The sequence below is a fragment of the Caulobacter sp. GW821-FHT10E02 genome, assembly GCF_059415225.1.
Genome location: NZ_JBWKMV010000001.1, coordinates 1,619,877 through 1,639,514 on the forward strand (window position 1 = coordinate 1,619,877; position 19,638 = coordinate 1,639,514).

General features: G+C 69.0%; 12 protein-coding genes. 6 read left to right on the forward strand and 6 right to left on the reverse strand.

The window, feature by feature from the left end:
• Positions 1-23: 23 nt before the first annotated feature.
• The 3 genes from AC07NI_RS07250 to AC07NI_RS07260 are packed head-to-tail and all read left to right on the forward strand — an operon-like array spanning position 24 to position 5,800.
• Positions 24-3,239 carry an efflux RND transporter permease subunit gene (locus tag AC07NI_RS07250; protein ID WP_494617311.1) on the forward strand — a complete coding sequence of 1,072 codons (3,216 nt, stop codon included), beginning with the start codon at positions 24-26 and terminating at the stop codon, positions 3,237-3,239.
• Positions 3,232-4,410, forward strand: coding sequence for an efflux RND transporter periplasmic adaptor subunit (locus AC07NI_RS07255; RefSeq protein WP_494617315.1), 1,179 nt, complete (start codon positions 3,232-3,234; stop codon positions 4,408-4,410). Before AC07NI_RS07250 ends, AC07NI_RS07255 begins: the two co-directional genes overlap by 8 nt.
• Positions 4,397-5,800, forward strand: coding sequence for an efflux transporter outer membrane subunit (locus tag AC07NI_RS07260; protein ID WP_494617319.1), 1,404 nt, complete (start codon positions 4,397-4,399; stop codon positions 5,798-5,800). Before AC07NI_RS07255 ends, AC07NI_RS07260 begins: the two co-directional genes overlap by 14 nt.
• Here the strand turns inward: AC07NI_RS07260 and AC07NI_RS07265 are convergent.
• The 4 genes from AC07NI_RS07265 to AC07NI_RS07280 form a co-directional block, all read right to left on the reverse strand.
• Positions 5,797-7,173 (reverse strand): glycoside hydrolase family 28 protein, encoded by a 1,377-nt coding sequence (locus AC07NI_RS07265; RefSeq protein ID WP_494617325.1) that lies wholly within the window; start codon positions 7,171-7,173, stop codon positions 5,797-5,799. The two genes, AC07NI_RS07260 and AC07NI_RS07265, sit on opposite strands and share 4 nt — an antisense overlap.
• Positions 7,174-7,184: 11 nt before the next feature.
• Complete coding sequence (locus AC07NI_RS07270; RefSeq protein WP_494617328.1) at positions 7,185-9,281, reverse strand: alpha/beta hydrolase family protein; 2,097 nt, start codon at positions 9,279-9,281, stop codon at positions 7,185-7,187.
• Positions 9,282-9,446: 165 nt separating this feature from the next.
• On the reverse strand, positions 9,447-11,030 hold the full coding sequence (locus AC07NI_RS07275) for a tannase/feruloyl esterase family alpha/beta hydrolase (protein WP_494617331.1): 1,584 nt from the start codon (positions 11,028-11,030) through the stop codon (positions 9,447-9,449).
• Positions 11,027-12,436, reverse strand: coding sequence for an MFS transporter (locus AC07NI_RS07280; RefSeq protein ID WP_494617332.1), 1,410 nt, complete (start codon positions 12,434-12,436; stop codon positions 11,027-11,029). The genes AC07NI_RS07275 and AC07NI_RS07280 overlap by 4 nt, the downstream gene beginning before the upstream one ends.
• Before the next feature lie 145 nt (positions 12,437-12,581).
• On the opposite strand from AC07NI_RS07280, the gene AC07NI_RS07285 reads away from it, so the two are divergent.
• Positions 12,582-14,492, forward strand: a complete 1,911-nt coding sequence (locus AC07NI_RS07285; protein WP_494617336.1) for a cellulase family glycosylhydrolase — start codon at positions 12,582-12,584, stop codon at positions 14,490-14,492.
• A 63-nt stretch (positions 14,493-14,555) separates the two neighbouring features.
• Here the strand turns inward: AC07NI_RS07285 and AC07NI_RS07290 are convergent, their stop codons facing one another.
• Together AC07NI_RS07290 and AC07NI_RS07295 are read right to left on the reverse strand one after the other, a co-directional pair.
• Positions 14,556-16,787 carry a TonB-dependent receptor gene (locus AC07NI_RS07290; RefSeq protein WP_494617341.1) on the reverse strand — a complete coding sequence of 744 codons (2,232 nt, stop codon included), beginning with the start codon at positions 16,785-16,787 and terminating at the stop codon, positions 14,556-14,558.
• Positions 16,788-16,817: 30 nt separating this feature from the next.
• A complete protein-coding gene (locus tag AC07NI_RS07295; RefSeq protein WP_494617344.1) occupies positions 16,818-18,380 on the reverse strand; it encodes a carboxylesterase/lipase family protein in 1,563 nt (520 codons plus the stop codon).
• Positions 18,381-18,557: 177 nt separating this feature from the next.
• Here AC07NI_RS07295 and AC07NI_RS07300 point away from each other — a divergent pair, with 177 nt between their 5' ends.
• Together AC07NI_RS07300 and AC07NI_RS07305 are read left to right on the forward strand one after the other, a co-directional pair.
• The gene (locus tag AC07NI_RS07300) at positions 18,558-19,169 is read left to right on the forward strand and encodes a TetR/AcrR family transcriptional regulator (RefSeq protein WP_494617346.1); all 612 of its coding nucleotides are present in this window, start codon (positions 18,558-18,560) and stop codon (positions 19,167-19,169) included.
• Between the two features lie 88 nt (positions 19,170-19,257).
• Positions 19,258-19,638, forward strand: a complete 381-nt coding sequence (locus tag AC07NI_RS07305) for a hypothetical protein (protein WP_494617348.1) — start codon at positions 19,258-19,260, stop codon at positions 19,636-19,638.

A 19,638-nucleotide genomic window follows, 5' to 3' on the forward strand; every position in this document is an offset into this window, starting at 1 on the left:
CCTGCAAGTCCGGAGCAGGCCGCTTGAACGCCATCGTCCGTATCGCCCTGCAACGCCCGCTGACCTTCATCGTCATGGCGATGTTGATCCTGATCTTCGGCGTCCTGGCGGCCCTCGGCACACCCACCGACATCTTCCCCGAGATCCGTGTCCCGGTGATCGGCGTGGCCTGGAACTATGCCGGCCTGTCGCCGCAGGAGATGGCCGGCCGCATCGTCACGCCGTACGAGCGCGTGTTGTCGACCACGGTCAACGACATCGACCATATCGAGAGCCAGTCTCTGCCCGGCATCGGCATCGTCAAAATCTACTTCCAGCCCGGCGTCGACATCCGCACCGCCACCGCCCAGGTGACCTCGATCTCGCAGTCGGCAGTGCGCCAGATGCCGGCCGGCACGACCCCGCCGCTGATCATCAACTACAGCGCCGCCACGGTGCCGATCCTGCAGTTGGCCCAGGCCGGCAAGTCGCAATCCGAGCAGAAGCTGTTCGACCTCTCGCAGACCATTGTCCGCCCCGCCCTGATCAGCGTGCCCGGCGCGGCCATCCCCTATCCGTACGGCGGCAAGGTCCGGCAGATCCAGATCGACCTCGACCCCGTCGCCCTGCAGTCCAAGGGTCTGTCGGCGCAAGACGTCTCCAACGCCCTGGCCGCCCAAAACCAGATCCTGCCCGCCGGCACGATCAAGATCGGCACCTTCCAGTACAATGTCCGCCTGAACGACGCGGCCGAGACGATCGAGGAGCTGAACGCCCTGCCGATCAAGACCGTGGACGGCGCGACCATCTACATCCGCGACGTCGGCCAGGTGCGCGACGGTTCGGCCCAGCAGACCAACGTCGTGCACGTGGACGGCGCCCGGGCGGTGCTGTCGACCATCCTGAAGAACGGCTCGGCCTCGACCCTGGCCATCGTCGACGGCGTCAAGGCGCGCCTGCCGATCCTGAAGGAGACCCTGCCGGACGACTTCAAGATCACCCCGCTGAACGACCAGTCGCTGTTCGTGAAGGGCGCGATCGGCGGCGTCATCAAGGAAGGCGTCATCGCCGCGGCCCTGACCAGCGTCATGATCCTGCTGTTCCTGGGCAGCTGGCGCTCGACCGTGATCATCGCCGTGTCGATCCCGCTGGCCATCCTGGCCGCCATCGCCGCCCTGTCGGCGATCGGCCAGACGATGAACATCATGACCTTGGGCGGCCTGGCCCTGGCCGTCGGCATCCTGGTCGACGACGCCACGGTGACCATCGAGAACATCAACTGGCACCTGGAGCACGGCAAGGACGTCAAGACGGCGATCCTGGACGGCGCGGCCCAGATCGTGACCCCGGCCTTCGTCTCCCTGCTCTGCATCTGCATCGTGTTCGTGCCGATGTTCATGCTGAAGGGCGTGGCCGGCTTCCTGTTCGTGCCGATGGCCGAGGCTGTGGTCTTCGCGATGATCGCCTCGTTCATCCTGTCGCGGACCCTGGTCCCGACCCTGGCGATGTATCTGCTCAAGCCGCATGACACCGAGCGCCTGGACTACGAGCACGCCTCGGAGCACGGCCACGCCGGCGCGCCGTCGCGCAACCCGCTGGTCCGTTTCCAGCGCGGCTTCGAGACCCGCTTCGGCAAGGTGCGCGAGGGATATCGCGACCTGCTGGTCATGGCCATGAACTCGGGCCGCGTGTTCGTCATTGGCTTCATGGTGGTGGTCGTCGCCTCGTTCGGCCTGGCGCCGTTCCTGGGCAGCAACTTCTTCCCCAGCGTCGACGCCGGCCAAATCACCCTGCACGTCCGCGCACCCGTGGGCACCCGCCTGGACGACGCCTCGCTGCTGTTCGGCCAGGTCGAGAACGCCATCCGCAAGGTCGTGCCGGCCGACGAGATCACCTCGGTCGTCGACAACATCGGCATCCCGAACAGCTCGATCAACATGGTCTACAGCAACTCGGGCCTGATCGGGCCGCAGGACGGCGACATCTTCGTGGCCTTGAAGGCCGAGCACCATCCGACCGCCGACTACGTGAAAAAGCTGCGCGAGGAACTGCCCCGCCAGTTCCCAGGCGCGACCTTCTCGTTCCTGCCGGCCGACATCATCAGCCAGATCCTGAACTTCGGCGCGCCGTCCCCGATCGACCTGCAGGTCGCCGGCCCCAACGCCGCCGCCAACCGCGCCTACGCCAACAAGATCCTGGCCCGCCTGAAGACCATCCGCGGCCTGGTGGACGTGCGCATGCAGCAGCCCGAGGGCGCGCCGCAGCTGCGCGTCGACGTGGACCGTTCGCGGATGTCGCAACTGGGCCTGACCGAGCGCGACGTAACCAACAGCGTCGTGGCCTCGCTGGCCGGCAGCTCGCAGGTCTCGCCCACCTTCTGGCTGAACCCCAAGAACGGCGTGTCGTACCCGATCGTCGCCCAGGTGCCGGACTACCGCGTCAAGTCGATGTCCGACCTGGCCGGCCTGCCGATCACCGGCGCCAGCGGGACGCGCGAAGCCCAGATCCTGGGGGGCCTCGGCACCATCAAGCGCGACAGCGCCCCGGCCGTGGTCAGCCACTACGACATCCAGCCGGTGCTCGACATCTACGCCACCACGCAAGGTCGCGACCTGGGCGCGGTGACCGCCGACATCAACAAGGTGCTGAAGGACCTGGCCCACGAGCGTCCGAAAGGCGCGACGGTCACCCTGCGCGGCCAGATGGTGACGATGAACGCCGCCTTCTCGGGCCTGGGTTTTGGCCTGATCGCGGCGATCGTGCTGATCTACCTGCTGATCGTCGTGAACTTCCAGTCGTGGCTGGACCCGTTCGTGATCATCACCGCCCTGCCCGCCGCCCTGGCCGGCATCGTCTGGATCCTGTTCGCCACCGGCACCACCCTGTCGGTGCCGGCCCTGACCGGGGCGATCATGTGCATGGGCGTGGCCACGGCCAACTCGATCCTGGTCGTCAGCTTCGCCCGCGAACGCCTGGACGCCACCGGCGACGCGATCACAGCCTCGATCGAGGCCGGCTTCACCCGCTTCCGTCCGGTGCTGATGACCGCCCTGGCCATGATCATCGGCATGGCGCCGATGGCGCTGGGCCTGGGCGAAGGCGGCGAGCAGAACGCGCCCCTGGGCCGCGCCGTCATCGGCGGCCTGATCTTCGCCACCACGGCCACCCTCTTGTTCGTCCCCGTCGTCTTCAGCCTCGTCCACGGCCGCAAGAAGACCCACCAAGACACCGCCCCGATCGCCGGAGCCACCCATGCCTGATCAACACATCGCCTCGCAGGGCGCGATCTCGACGCGCCGCCTGAAGCTGGTCGGGACCGCCGCCCTCATCGTGGCCGCCGTCGTGGTGGCCGGCGGCATCGCCGCCCGCGTCCACGCCGACCAATCGCTGAAGACCTGGACCCACGAGCAGTCCATCCCGACCATCAGCCTGGCCCAGGTGAAGGGCGGCGGCCATGCCGACCTCGTCCTGCCCGGCGACGTCCAGGCCTTCTACACCGCGCCGATCCACGCCCGGACCAGCGGCTATCTCAAGCGCTGGTACGCCGACATCGGCCAGCGGGTGAAGGCCGGCGAGGTGCTGGCCGAGATCGACACGCCGGACCTCGACCAGCAGGTCCTTCAGGTCCGCGCCAACCTGGCTACCGCCCAGGCCAACCAGCGCCTGTCGGCGATCACGGCCAAGCGCTGGGAAGGCCTGGTCGCCCAGGACGCCGTCTCGCGCCAGGAAGCCGACGAGAAGACCGGCGACCTCGCCGCCCGCAACTCGGCGGTCAACGCCGCCCAGGCTGACCTCAACCGCCTGCTGGCCCAGCAGGCCTTCAAGCGCATCACCGCCCCGTTCGACGGCGTGGTCACCGCCCGTAACACCGACATCGGCCAGTTGATTTCGGTCGGCGGCTCGGCCGACAACGCCCTGTTCACGGTCGCCGACCAGCACCGCATGCGGATCTATGTCAGCGTGCCGCAGAACTACTCGTCGCTGGTCCATCGCGGCCTGACCGCCCAGGTCGAGGTGCCCGAGTATCCGGGCCAGACCTTCACCGCCTCGGTGGTCAACGACGCCCAATCGGTTGGGCGCGGCGGGGCCATGCTGGTCGAGCTGCAGATCGACAATCCTGACGGACGTCTGAAGCCCGGCGCCTACGCCCAGGTTTCGTTCAAGCTGGCCTCGGCCGCGACGACGACCAAGGTCGCCTCGACGGCCCTGCTCTTCAAGCACGACGGCCCGACCGTGGCCGTGGTCGGCGCCGACGGCCACGTGAAGATCCGTCCGGTGACCATCGTCCGCGACCTGGGCACCGAGGTCGAGATCGGCGCGGGCCTGCAATCGGGCGAGCGCGTGATCGACAACCCGCCCGAGGCCCTGGCCAATGGCGACCTCGTGCGCGTGGCCGGCACTTCCGCTGGAGCGGCCCATGCCAAAGGCTAAGACCCTGCTGCTGGTCGCCGCGGCGGCCTCGGTCCTGGCCGCCTGCGCCAGCGCCCCGCCCTATGTCCCGCCGGCGGTGACCACGCCGGTCGCCTTCAAGGAGACCGGCCCCTGGACGCCGGCTGCCCCCGCCGACACGCAAGCGCGCGGTGACTGGTGGACGGTCTATGGCGACACGACGCTGAACGACCTGGAGGCCCGCGCGGCCAAGGCCAATCCGAACCTCGCCGCCGCCGTCGCCGCCCACGACCAGGCCTCGGCCCTGGCCGCCCAGGCTCGCGCCGGTCTCTTCCCGTCGCTCGACGGCTCCGCCGTGGCCAGCCGCCAGCGCCGCTCGGACAACGCACCGCTACGCAACGGTGGCGTCGACGAGTATTCGACTCGTCAGGTCGTCGCGACAGCGTCCTACGAGGTAGACCTGTGGGGCCGCGTCCGCAACCAGGTCGCCGCCGGGACCGCCCAGGCCCAGGCCAGCGCCGCCGACCTGGAGTCCGTGCGTCTCAGCCTGCAAGCCGAGCTGGCCGACAGCTATCTCGCTTTGCGCGGCCTCGACGCCCAGACCAAGCTGCTGGTCGACACCGTCGCCGCCTATCAGCGCGCTCTGGACCTGACCCAGATCCGCCACAGCGGCGGCGCGGCCACCGGCCTCGATGTCGGCCGGGCCCAGACCCAACTGTCGACCGCCAAGGCCCAGCTCAGCGACGTCGCCGCCCAGCGCGCGCTCTACGAGCACGCCATCGCCGCCCTGGTCGGCGAGACGGCTTCGACCTTCAACCTGCCGGCGGCCGAGATCGCCTTCGCCCAACCCAAGGTCCCGGTCGGCGTACCGTCGGCGATCCTGCAACGGCGTCCCGACATCGCCGCCGCCGAGCGCCGCGCCGCCGCTGCCAACGCCCAGATCGGCGTGGCCCAGGCCGCACGCTTCCCGGCCCTGACCATCGCTGGCCAGGCCGGCTGGCAGTCGGCCGGCGGCGTCGACCTGTTCGAGGCGCCCAACGCCCTGTGGCTGCTGGCCCCGCAGATCGCCGGCTCGATCTTCGACGGCGGCCGCCGCAAGGCCGGGGTCGAGGCCGCCAAGGCCGCCCACGCCCAGGCGGCGGAAAATTACCGCGGCGTGGTGCTGGCGGCGTTCCGCAATGTCGAGGACCAGCTGGCGCTCGCCAACCGCTTGGCCGACCAGGCTAAGGACCAGGACGACGCGGTGGCCTCGGCCAAGCACACCGAGGACCTGGCCATGACCCGCTATCGCCAGGGCGCGGCCACCTATCTGGACGTGGTCACCGCCCAGACGGCGGCGCTGACGGCCGAGCGCGCGTCGCTGGTGTTGCAGACCCGGCGCCTGCAAGCCTCCGTCGACCTCGTCCGCGCCCTGGGCGGCGGACCGGCTTAAGCCGCCGGCGACTTGGCGGGCTGACCGTTGATCCTGACGTTATCGAAGGTCAGGCCGTCCACGTAGCGGACGATATTCTGGCCCGAGACGTCGTTGAACTCGCAGTCGATCAGCCGCACGTCGCGGATCGGCGCGTTGGCGAAGCCTTGCAGGTCCAGCGCGCGCGGGCTGTGACCGCTGACCAGCCGCTCGATCACCAGGTTACGGAACACCGGGAGGTAAGGGCCGTTGGCGCCTTCCTGGTAGTTGTAGTCGACGGTGATCACCGCCTTGGCCACCTGGCCGACGGCGATGTCGCGCACATGGATGTTCTCCAGCGTCCCGCCGCGCATGGCGTTGTTCTTGAAGCGGATGGCGATATCCAGGCGCGGGCTGTCCATCTTGCAGCGCTCGACGAAGACGTTGCGCACCCCGCCGGTGATCTCGCTGCCCAGGGTGACACCGCCGTGGCCATCCATCATCTGGCAGTCGCGGATGATGACGTTCTCGGTCGGCTTGTTCAGCCGCCGTCCGTCGGCGTTGCGGCCGGACTTGATGGCGATGCAGTCGTCGCCGGTGTCGAACACGCAGCCCTCGATCAGCACGTCGCGGCAGGATTCCGGGTCGCAGCCGTCGTTGTTGGGACCGTGGCTGTGGATGTTCAGCTTACGGACGATGACGTTCTCGCACTCGACCAGATGCACCTCCCACATCGGCGAGCCGATGATGGTCAGGCCCTCGATCAGGACGTTCCGGCAGCGATAGGGCTGGATGAACATCGGCCGGATGGTCGTTCCGGCCCCGAACACGCGCTGGGCGACAGGTACGCCGGCCTCGGCCATCTCGGTCAGGCGCTTGCGGTCGTCGATCACGCCCGGGGGCTTGCGCCGGATCCAGTTCCACCAGTGCTCGGCGTCGGCCTGGCCGTCCAGTGTCCCCTCGCCGGTCAGGGCGATGTCATGCTGCTCCAGGGCGTATATGAAGGGAGAATAGTTGATCAGCTCCACGCCTTCGTGGCGGGTCAGCACGGCCGGCAGATAAGCGGCGGGGTCCTGCAGGAACTTCAGCGTCGCGCCCTTGGCGACATGCAGCTCGGTCCGGCTCTTCAGGTGGACCGCGCCGGTCAGCCAGACGCCCGCCGGCACGACCACGCGACCGCCGCCGGCCTTAGCGGCCGCTTCCAGCGCGGCGGCGATCGCCTTCGTGCAGTCGGCGTCAGGCTTGGCCCCGAACTTGATGATCGGGAAGTCGCGGCGCGGGATAGCAGGCGGCTTGATCCGGGCCAGGATGACGTCGGCCTCCTTCCAGGCGTCGTCGCGGCCGGGCGCAGCGAGGGCCGGCGTGCCGACCAGCGCGGCCGTCGAGGCGATCAGGGCGCGGCGAGTGGTGTTCATCGGGTCGGTCCTCACGGCAGCGGCAGGGGATCGCGGCCGCCGCGCCAAGTCCAGCGCACTTGGTCGGGCTGGCCCAGCTTGCGGTCGGCGGCGCGGACGGAGGCCAGCTCCTTGTCGAACTCGGCCTCCTTCAGCGGCACGCCGACGGCGTCGGTCGGATTGATGAAGGTCACCGGGCGCGGGAACGCCGCCAGGGCCAAGTCCGCCAGCTCGTAGCGGCGCAGCACGCCCGGCGGCAGCACCTCGGGCAGCTCGCGCTGGATCGGCTGGTCGACCGCCATGTGGTAGGCGGTCAGGCTGTTGTCGGCGTAGATCGCCGCCACGCGGTCGTCGACCGCCCCAAGGTGCAGCGCGACCGGTCCGAGCGGCCCCAGCCCGTGGACGCGGATCGCCTTGGCATCGACGTTGGCGCGGGCCGCCAGCCAGTCCATCGCCCGCACGGCGTCGTCCAGCCGCAGGCCCAGTGGCGTCTTGTCCACCAGCAGGGCGCGAGTGGCCAGCAGGTTCCAGTCGCCCAGCACCGTGGCCTTGATCTCCTCGGTCCCGCCAGACCCGCGCGCCACCAGAGTCAGGACCAAGTTTCCGGCCTTGGCCAGGCGCGCCGCCTCGGCCTTCACGGCCTGGGGCTGGCTGGTCAGCAGCAGCACAGCGGGATGACGTCCCTCGCCCTCTGGGAGGGTGAGCACAGCGTCGGCGAACTGGCCGTCGGCGACCTTCAGGCGCAGGGCGCCGTTGGCACCTTCAACCGCCTCGGGCGGCGTGGCGCCAGGCTGGATCGTCGCGAAGGTCACAGCCCGGATGTCGCTCTTTAGCCGAGCGCGCAGGGTCGCGACGTCTGCGGTCGAGACTACGACCGGACGCTTGGCCGACACCTGCTTGGCGCGTGCCGCATTCAGGGTCTGGATGGTCTCGCCGCCGATCGAGGTCGAGATTTGCCCCGTCGGCGTGACCAGCAACCGGTCCGGCGACAGCCGTGGCGGCGCGACGAACGGGCGCTTGTCGGGCGCATCCTTCAGCCACCGCGTGAAGAAGGCGACAATGTCGGACGAGATCGGCGCCAGGGCTCCGTGACCGCCGGGGCCGTAGATCCAGCTCAGCCGGTCCTGCGCGCCATAGAGCTTGTAGACACCCTTGATCTCCTCGACCGCCTTCGTGGCGCCCGCGAACGGGAACATGTCCTCGGTCGTGGAGACCACGGCATAGGCGCGCGGCGCGGCCATCTCGACGAAGTCGGCGATATCCAGGCCGGCGGCCAGGAAGCCCGGGATCGACTGCTCGCCGTCCTGCGGCCCGACGGTGGACAGCAGGTGGTCGAAGTCTGTGACGTAGCAGGCCGTGGCGGTCGCCTTCACCCGCTCGTCCAAGGCCGACAGGAACGCGGTGATCGTGCCGCCGCCCGAACAGCCGAACGCGCCCAGCCGCTGAGCGTCGACGTCCGGCCGCGCGGCCAGATAGTCCAGCCCCCGCACCGCGTCCCAGATGAAGTAGCGCGAGACGTGGTCGCCCACCGGCGCGGTCTGCCACGCGGCCAGGCTGTGCTCGCCGGTCGGGCGGCCGACCTTGGAGGCGCCCAGTTCCGGATCGTAGTGCTGCAGCCGCTCGCCTTCCGAGACGATATCGTAGGCCAGCACGATCATGCCGGCGCGGGCCAGGTTCACCGCGAAGCCGCGATTGCCGATCTTGCCGTCCAGCCCGTGGCCCGGCGCGACGATGATCGCCGGGAACGGCCCCTTCCCCGTCGGCACGTAGACATTGGCCGTGACGTGATAGCCCGGCAGGCTGTCATAGGTGATCTTCTCGACCCGGAAGCCGTCCTCCTGGATCAAGCCGAAGGTCTTGGCCGCCAGCGGCGTGCGTGTCCGCGGCAGGCCGCCGATCAGCTCCAGCACCTTGGCCTTGTTGCGGGCACGGCGAACTTCGGCCTCGGCCTGGGTCTTCAGGCCGGCGACCTCGCCTTGCCGCACCTTCAGATGATCGCGGGCCAGGCCGTCGATATAGGCGGTGAGTTCGGCGCGGCCGGTCGTGGCGTTCTGGGCTTGAGCCGAGCCGGCGAAGGCCAGCAGGATCGTGGCGGCGGCCACGGCGGCGCTTCGGGTGTTCCTGGCCATCTACTCCCCCAACTGACACCGGTGTCACGCCCTACTCAGCGCGCCCGACGTTCCTGGTCCCTGATCTCGCGTATGGGATTTCGGAGGGATGCTTGGACCAGCCCGGCGGGCTGTCAATCCACTCTTGCGCCCGCCCCCTGCCAGGGAGCGGGCGCGATGGCGTGTCTAACGTTTAGCGACCTGGCAGCTGAAGCTGGCCGCGTCGTCCGTGGAGCCCTTGCCGTCCCATTGGGCGACCTTGGGATAGGCGCACAGCGGACGGGTCCGGACGGTCTTGGCGGGCATGCCCAGCAGGCCGGCATAGTCGTTGTCGGTCTTGGCGGCGATCACGCTCTGCGGGGCCGGACCGCCCTCGACCCAGGCGTCCAGCGTGGCCAGCATGTCGAAGCTGTTGGTGCCCGGACCGCCGAAGCAGTGTGACATGCCCGGCACCATGAACAGCCGCGAAAAGGCGTCGGCCGACGTCTCGCCCATCTTGGCCCGCACGTCGTCGTAGTACTGGATCGTCGCCAGCGGCGTGATCGCCGCGTCGGACCAGCCGTGAAACAGGATCAGCTTGCCGCCCCGCGCCTTGAAGGCCGAAAGGTCGGGATTGTCCGACGCGACGGTCGGGGCGATCGCCTTGGCGGCCTTCAGATCCTTGTCCAGGTTCAGCTGCGCCAGCTGCCAGCCGGTGTTCGAATAGACGAAATTGGCGAAGAACGAGCGGGCGAACGACGGATGCTGGGCCTTCTCGCCGCTGATCCACAGCGGCCAGGCGCCGGGCGTGGCCTCGCCGCCGGCCGGATAGCCGGGGAACAGCGCCTTACCCTTGGCGTCGCGGGGGCCTTCGTACAGCCTGCGCAGGCCCGCGACCTGGGCCGGGGTCAGGCAGTCCTTGGTCTGGCCATCCTTGCACTGGACCACCACGGGGTCGAAGCGGCAACGGCGCGGATCCTCGACCACGCCGTCGGCGACGCCATCCAGCTTGTCGCATTGAGCCAGCGCCGCCTTCTGGATGATGGCCAGGCTGGCGTCGGGGATGCGGCTCTCGGGGACCTCGTGCACCGCCTTCCACGACCAGGCGAAGCTGCCCATCAGCTTGGTCCAGTTATTGGCCGGCGCCCCCGCGACGATCCCGTCGAAGTCGTTCGGATAGCGTTGGGCCTCCATCAGCGCCTCGCGCCCGCCGTCCGAGCAGCCGGTGAAGTAGGCGCGGCGCGGACCCTTGCCGTAGTGGGCGGCCATCAGCGCCTTCGCGAAGACGGCGGTCTCGTGGTTGGCGCGATGGCCCCAGTCGACGATCTTCTCGGGCTGGTTCAGCGCCCAGTCGGCCGAGCCGCCGGCGCCGTCCTCGGTGTGGCCCATGTCGGTTCCGGCCACGGCGTAGCCGGCCTTGACCGCCGGACGCATGGCCAGGCGCGGTCCGCCCAGCGTGCCGCCATAGCCACCGTTGCCGGTGGCCATGAACTTGCCGTTCCAGGTCGCCTCGGGCGGCAGCCAGACCTCGACGCGGATCGACGACGAGAGCGTCGGCGACAGGGTGGCGTTGACCCGGCAATAGGCGGCCGAGGCCGGCAGCGGCGGGATGCCGAACACCTCGATCTCCTGCGGCGCGCCGAGGGCCATCGCCTTGACGGCGGTGATGGTCGCGCCGGCGATCTTGACCTTGGTCAGGTCGTCGCAAGGCGTAGCGGCGTGGGCCTGACCGGCCAGGGCCAGCGTTCCCAGAACGGCCAGGGGAGCGGCCAGGTAAGCGGCGCGGGTCATTGGATCACCGTCTCTTGCAGCGAAAGCTTGGTGGGGGCGACCGGCGCGTCGGCCGAGCGGGCGGCGATCTCGGCCACCATCTTCTCGTGCGACGCGCGGGTGATGGGATAGAGGGCGATCAGGCCGGCTGAGGCCAGGCCCCCGACCAGCGGGATCCAGAACATCATCGCCTTGATGCCGGCCAGGGTCTCCGGACTCTGGGCCGCGTTGGGGACGTAGCCGACGTGGGTCAGGGCGATGCCGAGGAATCCCGCGCCCAGGCCCAAAGCCGCCTTCTGGCCCAGCACGACCAGGCCGAAGACCATGGATTCGGTGCGCACGCCGGTGCGCCACTCGCCGTACTCGACGGTGTCGGGCAGCATGCCCCAGAAGCAGACGACGTAGGACGCCAGGCCCATGGCCTGCAGCACCACGGCGGCGAACAGCGGCACGACGCCGTGGCCGTCGGCCAGATGCCAGACGACCAGACCCGCCAGGCCCGGGACCGCGCCGATCAGCCAGGCCGCGCGCTTGCCGGCCAGGCGCACCACCACCGCGAAGGCGGGCACGCAGATCGCCGCCGTCAGGGCGCCGATGGCCAGGGCCGCGCTGCCCAGCTTGGCGTCGCCGATCACGTACTTGAAATAGTAGAGCAGGTTCTTCGAGAACATCGTGCCCGAGAAGGCGCTCAGCACGACCGCGCCCAGCACCAGCATCAGGGCCTTGTTGGCGGCCAGGCTACGCAGGACGTCGCTGATCGGACGCGGCGGCTCAGCGGCCTCGTCGGCCGCGTCCAGACCGCGCGCGGCCCAGGCCACGGCCAGCAGGCACAGGGCGGCGATGACGCCATAGGCCGCCGCCAGGATCATCCAGCCTCGGCGGGGCGCCTCGGGCGTCGATAGCGCCTGGGCTAGCGGCAGGGTCAGGGCCGCGACCGCGATGGCCGCCAGGGTGCCGAACACCATCCGCACGCCAGCCATGTCGCCGCGCTGGGTGCTGTCGCGGGTGATGCGAGCGAACAGCGCCGCATACGGGATCGAGACCACCGCGTAGAGCGTGCGGAACAGCAGGTGGGTCACCGCGGCGAAGACGATCGCGCCCGCGCCGGGCCAGACCGGCCCCGCGAACACCGCCACGAAGCCGAGCGCCAGCGGCGCTCCGCCTAAAAGCAGATAAGGCCGGTAGCGGCCCATGCGGGTGCGGGTGCGGTCGACCAGTACGCCCAAGATCGGATCCAGGGCCGCGTCCCAGATCAGGGCCGCCATGTAGATGAAGCCGGCCGTCGCCGCCGGCAGGTCCAGCACGTCCGTATAGAAGAACAGCAGGTAGAGCCCGGCCGTCTGCCAATACAGGTTGAAGCCGAAATCCCCGACGCCGATCGCCGCCTTCCGGACAGCCGTCAGCCGAGGCTCATCACCCCTCGTCACGCTTGGCATTCCCTTACCCGCCTCCCCGTTCGGGGCTGGACCAACCGGCGCGCCCCGTTTATTCACCACTTGTATAACGAAATCACAATGCCCCCGGGGGAGCGGAATGTCAAAGCCGTCGATCGATGTTCGTGGAAGCCTTTTCGTGGACGCCCACGGGCGTCACGCGATCCTGCGTGGGGTCAATCTGGGAGGCGACTGCAAGGTCCCCTGGCCCGATGGCGGCACCGACCGGCCCAGCGATTTTTCCGACCACCGCACGGTCAGTTTCGTCGGTCGTCCCTTCCCGCTGGAGGAAGCCGACGAGCATCTGGCCCGCATCGCCCGTTGGGGCTTCAACACCCTGCGGCTGCTGACTACTTGGGAGGCCGTCGAGCACGCGGGCCCGGACCAGTATGACGAAGCCTATCTCGACTATTTCGCCGCCGTCGTGGGGCGCGCCCAGGCCCACGGTCTGTTCGTCTTCGTCGACTTCCACCAGGACGTCTGGAGCCGGATGAGCGGCGGCGACGGCGCGCCCGGCTGGGTGTTCGAGGCCCTGGGCCTGGACTTCATTAGGTTCGACGCCGCCGACGCCGCCCACGTCATGCAGCACCGCTATGACTACACGAGCGAGGAACGGCGGCAGGAGGACCGCTATCCGATGATGAGCTGGGCCAGCAACTACCGCCTGGCCGCCAACGGTATCGCCTGGACCGCCTTCTTCGCCGGCGAGATGCTGACACCGGACTGGACGGTCGAGGACCGCAACGTCCAGCGCTTCCTGCAGGACCACTATCTGGGAGCCATGGCCGCCGTGGCGCGCCGCGTGGCGCACCTGGACAACGTCATCGGCTTCGACACCTTCAACGAGCCGGGCCTGGGCTGGGTCGGCCTGCCGATGAGCGCCCCGCGCCTGCGGGCGACACCGGAAGACCCCCTGCCCGTCTGGCCCGGCCAGGCCTGGACGCCGCTGGACGGCCTGCGCGCCGCCCGTGGCCGCACGGTCGAGGTGGCAGAACTGGGCTGGAGCGACGAGCGCGGCGTGCTGCGCGTGCTGGGTCGCCGGACGGCCAACGAAGCCGGCGTCTCGATCTGGCGGGACGACGGTCCCGACCCGTTCGAGCGGGCTGGCGCCTGGCGCTTCGACAATGACGGCGACCTGGTGCTGGACGAGGACTTCTTCCGCCTGCGCGACGGCCAGCCCATCGACCACGAGGCCCAGTGCATGGCCCCGTTCTTCGCCCGCGTGGCGGAGACCATCCGCGCCGTGCGGCCCGACTGGTTGGTGTTCGCCGAGCTGTGCCCGTACCTGATCGGCACCGGTCGGACCTTCCCGGAAGCGATGCCCGCGCGCAGCGTCAACGCCAGCCACTGGTACGACATCGACATCCTGCGCAAGAAGCGCTTCGGTCCCGACCACGACACCGACGCGCTGCGAGCCAAGTACTTCAACCAGATGGCCTATATCTCGTGGCTGGGGACCAAGGTCGGGGCCGAGGGCGCGCCGACCCTGATCGGCGAATTCGGCATTCCCTACGACCTGAACCACGGCGACGCCTTCGAGGCCTGGGCGCGGGGCGAGCGCGGCGAAGGCGTCTGGACCGCCCACGCTCAGGCGCTGTCGCTGATGTACGACGCCCTGGACGCCCTGCAGCTGTCCTCGACCCAGTGGAACTACACGGCCAGCAACCGCAACGACCTGCGGATCGGCGACGGCTGGAACCAGGAGGACTTGTCGATCTTCTCGCCCGACCAGATTGATGGACCTTCGCCGAACGATCCCAACGCGGGCGCCCGCGCCCTGCTCGGCTTCTGTCGTCCCTACGCCCAGATGGCCCAGGGCGAGATCACGGCCATGCGCTATGCCGATGGCCGCTTCGAGCTGATGCTGGAGGCCGATCCGGACGTCGCCGCGCCGACCGAGATCTACGTTCCCAACGTCCGGTTCCCGCGCGGCGTCACGGTGCGCGTGTCGCAGGCCCTGGCCCGCTGGCGGCACGATCCCGCCGCCCAGCGGCTGCTGGTTTGGGCCGACCTCGCCGGGCCGCTGTCGATCGTCGTCGACCCCGCCTGACCACCATGAAAAAGGCCGGAGGGCAAAACCCTCCGGCCGATAGTCGCGCCTAGTCGATGAACCTCAGTAGCGAAGGTTCAGGGTCACGCCGTAGCGGCGGAACGCGTCGCCCGTCAGGACCTGGCTGTAGTCGCCCTTGCCGCCGAACGGCGTGGTGAAGAGCGCGCTGGGGAAGCGCTGGTCGGTCAGGTTCTTGCCCCACACGGCGATCCGCCAGTGGTCGTCCTCGGCCCCGACGCCCAGCTGCGCGCCCAGGACGCCATAGCTCTCGACCCGCGTGCTGGGATCGCCGGTGGCCGAGGCGTTGTAGCCGTCGCGCCAGCCGTAGTCGGCCGAGGCGTTCAGCTGCAGGCCATGGCCGATCGACCGCTCGTAGACCGCCGCCAGGCTGGTCTTCCACTTCGACGTGCCGCTGAGCGCCTTGCCCGAGGCGTCGAAGCCGTAGAGGCCCGGCGAGATCAGCACGCAGCCCGTTGGCGTGGTCAGCGGATCGCACGAGATCGGCGCGAATTTGCCGTACTGGGCGTCGATATAGGCCGCCGAGGCGGTGATCAGCAGGCCCGGCGCCAGGACCGCCGTCAGGTCGCCCTCGAGGCCCTTGGTCTTCAGCACGCCGGCGTTGATCGTGCGGAAGGCCGGCGGGGTCAGGGTGAAGTCGACGGTCTGGGCCTGATAGTCGTCGAACTTGGTCGAGAAGGCCGCCACGTTTAGCACCGCGAGGCCACCCAGCAGGGTCGCCTTGACGCCGACCTCGTAACTGGTCGGGATCTCGGGACCGACCTCCTGTTTCACCGTGGCGCTGGAGACGCCGGTCTGGTTGAAGCCCGGCCCCTTGTAGCCGCGCGACACCGTCGCATAGCCCATGGTCTTCGGGGCCAGCTGGTACTGGGCGCCGACCCGCCACGAGACGTTGGTCTTGGTGACGCTGTCGTTGAAGGTCACCGTGGGATTGATCCCGAAGAATCCCGGGCGGGTGAACTGGCGGAAGTCCAGCCCGACCTTGTCGTGCGTCAGGCGCGCGCCGCCGATCAGGGCCAGCTTCTCGTTCAGCTGATAGCTGGCCTGGCCGAAGGCGGCGTAGCTCTCGGTGTCGACCAGGCTGTTGATCGTCGAGTTGATGATCGGCACCGGCGAGACGCCGAAGGTGCCGGTCTGGTCGGTGACCTGGTTGGTCTTCTGGCGGTAGTAGTAGAGGCCCGCGACATACTCCAGCGCGCCGCCAGTCGGCGAGGCCAGGCGCAATTCCTGGCTGACCTGGCGCAGGTCCTGGTTGGAGATGTTGTCGTTGAGGATATTGACCGGCAGGCTGTCGGAGTCGCCGTTGCTGTAATCGAAATCACGCCGGCCGGCGGTGATCGAGGTCAGGGTCAGGCCGCCGGGCAGGCTCCAGTTGACCTGGGCCGAGAAGCCGTAGTTCTCGCGGTCCTTGTACTGCGCGCCGTCGATGCAGAGGTCGGTGTTGTCGGGCGAGGCCTTCACCCCACAAGCGCCCAAGGCCAGGCCCATGGCCCCGGTCGGGTTCAGCTTGTACGGCGACCAGGTGAGCGACTGGTCCTGCTTGGCGTAGTCGGCGGCGAGCAGCACCTCGACCGAGTCCGTGGGACGCCACAGCAGCTTGGCGCGGCCGCCCCACTCGTCGTTGCCGTTGAAGCGCCGGCCGTCCTTCAGGTTATGCAGGACGCCGTCCTGCTCGTTGACGAAGCCGCCGATGCGCAAGGCCGCCTTGTCGCCCAGCGGCAGGTTCACCGTGACGTCGGACTTGTTGTAGCCGTCCTGGCCGACATTGAGATTGGCGATGGCCTCCAGTCGGCCGATCTTCGGCGCGTTGGTGGTGATGCTGACCAGGCCCGCCGAGGCGTTCTTGCCGAACAGCATGCCTTGCGGGCCGCGCAGGATTTCCACCCGCGCCACGTCGTAGAAGCTGCCCAGCGCCATCTCGGGCCGGCCCAGCACCACGCCATCCAGCACGGTCGACACCGTCGGCTCGATTGAGGTCGAGAAGGTCGAGGTGCCGACGCCGCGCACCGACACGCCGAACGAGGTGGCCTCGAAGCTGGGCACCACCAGCTTCAGCTGGTCGATATTGCCGATGTTGCGGCGCTGCAGGTCGGCCTCGCCGACGACGCTGACCGCGATCGGCACGTCCTGCAGCTTCTGCTCGCGCTTCTGGGCGGTGACGACCACTTCGGTGATCATCATCGTCTCGTCGGGCTTGGCCGTCTGGGCTATCGCATTGCCAGCCGCCAGGGCGCTGATCGAGGTCCCCAGCACCAGGGCCATCTTCAAGGTCTTCATTTTTATCCCTCCCCTTTTTTGTTTGATGTCTCAGCGCGCCTGGGCGTCTCGAAGAGCCCCCAGGGCGCGGATGCGTTCGGGCGCCGCGGCCAGGGCCGCGCCGTCGTTGGTGACGGTCATCCGCTGGTCGCTCGCCGGATCGTAGCGGGGCCAACCGGGATCGCCGGTCTTGGCGAAGGCGACCCAGGTGTCAGCCCAGCGCTTGGCGACGGCCTGGTCGGCAGCCGACGGCGGGTCTTTCAGCTTGCCCAGCGTGTCGAAGACGAAGCCGAGGTCGCCGGAGTGCGACGCGCCGCGCCAGTCCTTGCGCTTGGCCTCGACGACGTAGCCGAAGCTGTAGCTCCACACCGGCTGGCCGCCCTTGGCCGCTAGGCCGGCCAGCGCGTGGGCCGGCTCGACGAAGGTGGCGTCGCCGGGCAGGTCGTTGTTCAGCGCCGACTTGTTGCCGTAGATCGCCAGCAGCTTGTCTTCGGGCAGGCCCAACTGGCTGATGGTCTTGCCGGCGAACATGCCCTTCAGGAAGCCGGGGATGATGCCCAGCTCATCGCTGTTGGCCCCGATCAGCAGCGGGACCTTGGCCTGCTTTCCGGCCGCGAAGCCCTCGACCGCCGAGCCCGTCACCAGACGGCCATCGACCACCGGCCCGGAGAAGGTCGCCTCCTCCATGTTCAGCAAGTCGAGCTTGCCCAGCAGCTTGGCGGCCGGCAGCGCGCGCAGGGCGGCCGCGTCGGCGGTCTTCAGGCCGGCCTTGTCGGCGAAGGCGACGCCGATGGCCTCGGCCGAGACCTTGCCTGGCCGGTCGGCGGCCAGCAGCGGCCAGACATCGCGGCCGCCGCCCGACTGGGCGATGGCCTGCTGGAAGAGATCGCGCGCGGCGGGGATCAGCATCATCTGGCCGACCGAGCCGCCGCCGGCCGACTGGCCGAAGATCGTCACCCGCTTGGGATCGCCGCCCAGGGCCGCGATATTGGCCTTCACCCAGGCCAGGGCCGCGATCTGGTCCATGAAGCCGTAGTTGCCTTTGGCCTCATCGGCGTGCTCGGCGTCGAGGACCGGATGGGCGAAGAAGCCGAAGCGGCCCAGGCGGTAGTTGAAGGTCACCACGACCACGCCGCGCCTGGCCAGAGCCGCCCCGTCGAACACCGGCTGGCTGCCCGAGCCCATGACGAAGCCGCCGCCGTGGATCCAGACCATGACCGGGGCCGCCTTGGCCTGAGCCGGCGTCCAGACATTCAGGGTCAGGCAGTCCTCGCTGACCGGCAGCTTGGTCTGGGTGTCGTCCCAGCCCACGCGGTTCTGCATGCAGTCGGGGCCGAAGGCTTGAGCCTCGCGGACTCCAGTCCAGGCCTTGGCCGCTTGCGGTGGGCGCCAGCGCAGGTCGCCGACCGGCGGCTGGGCATAGGGCACGCCCTTGAAGATGCGCACGCCATCCTCGACATGGCCGCGCAATGCTCCCTCCCGCACAGTGGCCTCGACCGGCGTCAGCGGCGCGGCGGGCGCGGGTGTCTGACCCTGCGCGCCACAGGCGGCGAGGCAGGTCGTGACGGCCAAAATTGGCGCGAAAGGCTTGGCGTTGCGGCTCAAGGCGAGCATGGCGTTTCCTCCGGACTCTGTCGGCCCGTCCCAGATGTTACGTTATGCAGTTGCATAATGAGATGTCGAGACTGATTCACCGATTGGTGAACCAATTTCCATTCCTGTGTGACTGTTGCTAGTGTCCCACCTCTTGGGACCCGCCCGGCTCCAACCATCTCGACGAAGGACGACCTCTTGAATCTGCGCGCGCGTCAGAAGGCCGCCACCCAGGCCAGCATCCTCCAGGCGGCGCTGGAGATCTTCTCCGAGCAGGGATTCGAAGGGGCCTCGACGCGCGAAATCGCCGCCAAGGCCGGCGTCCACCACGCGCTGATCAAGTACCACTTCGACAACAAGGACGCCCTGTGGCGCTCGGCGGTGACGTTCCTGTTCCAGCGCCAGGCCGAAGAGCTGAAGCTGCCCGCCCCGGACGATCCGGCCTACACATCGTACCGCGACTTCGCCAAGGCGGTGGTGCGCTCGGTGGTGCTCTATTCGGCCCGTCATCCCGAACACGCGCGCCTGATGGTCCAGGAAAGCGTGCGCGACAGCGAGCGCTTCCGCTGGGCCGCCGGCGAATTCATCGTCGAGACCCGCGCGGCCGCCGAACGCTTCATCCTGCTGTGCCAGCGGGAAGGCATCCTGCCCAAGGTCTCGGTCGCGGCCAGCGTCTACATCTTCGTCGGCGCGGCCCAGCTCTTCTACACTCTGGCGCCGGAGGTCCGGCAGGTCTGGGGCATCGACCCTTCCGACCCGGCGGTGATCGAGGAGCACGCCGAGGCGCTTTCGGCGATCCTGGTGCGCTGATCCCTCTCGACTTTCGTTATGCATCTGCATAACGTGAACGACGATAACCCACGCGACTGAGACGGCAGTGGGAACGGGGAGAGTAGAGATGAAGCGTATGATCACGCGCGCGCTGATCGCGGCGGCCCTTTGCGCGACGCCGCTGAGCCTGGCCCAGGCCCGGCAAACCGCCGCCCCGGCCGCCCAGCCCTACTACACACTGGACACCAAGATCGCCGACATCTTCGCCGATCCCAAGGCTCGCGACGTCTTCGGCGAGTTCTTCCGCAAGCGTGGCGAGGCGGCCGGCCAGCCCGAGGCCTCGCCTGAGGAGCAGGCCAATATCGCTCAGGTGATCAAGGACTTCACGCCGCGCCAACTGGCGACCTTCCCGCAGGCCAATCTGGACGAGGAAGGCCTCAAGACCCTGGCGGCGGCCCTAGCCAAGGTGCCGGCCCCCGCTTCGTCGCCCGCGCCCGCCGCGAACTGA